The sequence below is a fragment of the Synergistaceae bacterium genome, assembly GCA_021372895.1.
Lineage (GTDB): Bacteria > Synergistota > Synergistia > Synergistales > Synergistaceae > JAJFTP01.
Window position 1 is genome coordinate 1 of sequence record JAJFTP010000043.1, and the last position, 2686, is coordinate 2686.

The 2686-nt window shown below is 44.9% G+C and carries 3 protein-coding genes; all 3 read right to left on the reverse strand.

All coding sequences use genetic code 11. The features are described from left to right. Nucleotides 1-297: transposase (locus LLF78_04180; protein ID MCE5201689.1), on the reverse strand; the 297-nt coding region annotated here is incomplete at its 3' end. A 1031-nt stretch (nt 298-1328) separates the two neighbouring features. Next, the gene (locus tag LLF78_04185) at nt 1329-1976 is read right to left on the reverse strand and encodes a trimeric intracellular cation channel family protein (protein ID MCE5201690.1); all 648 of its coding nucleotides are present in this window, start codon (nt 1974-1976) and stop codon (nt 1329-1331) included. A gap of 328 nt (nt 1977-2304) precedes the next feature. Beyond that, a partial coding sequence (locus LLF78_04190; GenBank protein MCE5201691.1) for a Na+/H+ antiporter NhaC family protein occupies nt 2305-2686 on the reverse strand: 382 nt, incomplete at its 5' end.

Consider the following 2686-nt stretch of genomic DNA (forward strand, 5'->3'; position numbering starts at 1 on the left):
TGAACGAACGTTACTGCCGTATGCTCCGCAGCCGTGAATTATGGTTTTGTAACAAATGTTGTCTTTCATTCTTGTAACAAAGAAGATCTTGCTTCTGTTCCACTTGCTGAATTGTTCAAAGTCGAGATATCCTCTGTCTGCAGCTATTATCGAACCAGGCTTCAGGTCGAGGGTCTTTGATATCGTGCTGTCATGTGTCTTCGCATCTGTTATCGTAACGAATGACGGCATGTAGTCACTCTGGTCAAGCAGTACGTGTACCTTTTTCCTCCCTTGGTCTGCCTGTAGTTTGCCCATGGGAATAATGACAGGCAAAGGCTTATCGTTGTTGAGTCAAACTGCTCGAAGCTTACTGAAGATAATGACATCTCAGATAGTATTTGACTGAATAGGCTCATGCACTTTATCATTGTCTTGCCTCCGTGGTTTCTTTGGAATTCTTTTGTTTCGCAACTTAATGATATCCCAATTACGGAGGCTTTTCTATTTCATTTTCCTATCTTGGACACGTGTGAGAAGCCACTGCAACAAGAAAGTTAGATAAAGAGATAAAAATAATAATATTACCTTAATAACAATTTTACCCCAAAAAAGTATTTCTGGTTAACTTTTTCAAAAACAATGTGGACGATTTTTGTATTTAATAAATATTTATCAATTTATAAGGGGGAAACAGCTGTTACATCGACTTCAAAATATAAAATCTCGACCGGACGACAGACCAAAGCTGACTTTCATTGCTGTCCGTGTGCACCGGCTAAGAACTAATGAAAGGCCGCTTAGAATCGAATGGACTTTTCAATGTGTTCCCGGATGGATATCTGGGAGTATTAAGTGGGGCAGGAAGCAAAAATTGAACGGGAAGACGTAAAAGGGCTAAGGTCTTTTGTTTCTACAAACCTTCTCGCCGGTTGGGCCGGCTCTTCTCGGCAATTTGATCGCCACTCGCGGTAGTGTTCCCCACGAGCGTGGGGATGAACCGCCTGTCTTCCTGCTTTATTGCTCAGAAATAACAAAGCGGCCGTTGTCGCGCCCCATGCGGGCGCGTGAGTTGAAACAAGCTCCCCGCAGGTAAAAGGAACATGCACCTTGTTACGCCCCATGCAGGCGCAGGGATAAAAACTTAAGCCGCTTGTTACCCGATTTAAGAATTCGGGGACCACGGGGATGAAATCAAAATCCTAATCAGAACCTGGATCCCGGCTCAAGGGCATACCGGGATGACGTAGGAAGTGGATCCAGGGTCTCGACACTTAATAATGTATAATTCTCCGCGGCTTGAAAAACCGCAATTCCCATGACCCTACAACGGACTCCCAACGGATTTGCTATCGATTTCCAATCGACTCCCGGCTTTTCCCTCTGCTTGCCTCTTGTTTGCCCGCGTCTCCACTTGCCCTCAGCACGGGGAGGTTGATGTCAAAATATACTGAGATTATGCGTATAGAGAAAATCATTGCAAGGCCCAGCTTCATGGCTGCTCTCTCGCCGATGATCGGATAGATGAACCACATGCATATAACTCCGGCAAATGCGGCTAATGCATAAATATCCCTTCGGAAAATGACAGGGATCCTCTGAGCAAGGATATCCCTCATTATCCCGCCTCCAACAGACGTTATCACAGCAACAAAAACAAACTGCACAAAAGTGTAGTTCTGATTGATAGCCTTTATCCCGGCATCAACGGCGAAAAAACTTAAACCTATTGCATCCAGCACCACAAGGACCCATTTGACAGAAAAGGCCTGAGGCATAATAAAGACGAAGAGAACTGACAACATGACAAGGCCAATGGTCGAATAACTTGAGAAAAAGACGGGTACGCCGACATCCATGACGACGTCTCTCATTATTCCGCCTCCGCACGCCGCGGTGAAAGCAAGAACGGAGACTCCGAACAGGTCCATCTTTTTCTGCATTGCCGTGAATGCCCCGGTAACAGCAAAGCTGATGACCCCGATATATTCAAGTATGCTTATTATCCCGATCTGGAAAGAGAACAGTTAAAGGACCCCCTTTTTTTTAAAATAATGGCAAGCGATAATTAAAGCAGCTGAGCAATGGCTGAGCGGGGTTGCTGAGCAATAGCTGAGCGATCGTAAAATCGGTCAAATACTTAAGAAAACGGTCATGCTTTTGAAGATCCATAAACCTTTGAAAAAAACCCATTATATTTCTTTTTGCAAAATAACTTCGGATAAAATGCTGCGGGAACGGAAGTACGACCGTTCCCGCAGCATTTTATTACATATCCTGCAATATCATAGAGAGATCAAATACAGTCTGATATGAATATTTGACCTACTTGCTGTACCGGGCGGCCTCGCTCTTCAGATATACATCGGGTTCTGAAGGCAACTTAAAGAGCGGGATGTATCTGTCAAGACCTGTGAAGGTAAGGAGAAGCATAGAGCCTACAGCTATCCAGGCAAAATAATTATGGGTGATTATGTCTCCAACCGTCAGGCTTGATGCGAGCGGATATACAGATGCGCTGATGCCGAGGAAGAATCCCATATAAACATGCCATGGGATCAGCTGCGACCCAAGGACTCCCATTGCATCGGAAAAAGTCGCATTCCTCAGAGCCAGCGTGTACATATCTTCCTTGCTTCCCACTACACTGGATTCTGTCATGTCCTTTATGATCGGACCTATCGTAACTATCTGGGCCATTTCGTCA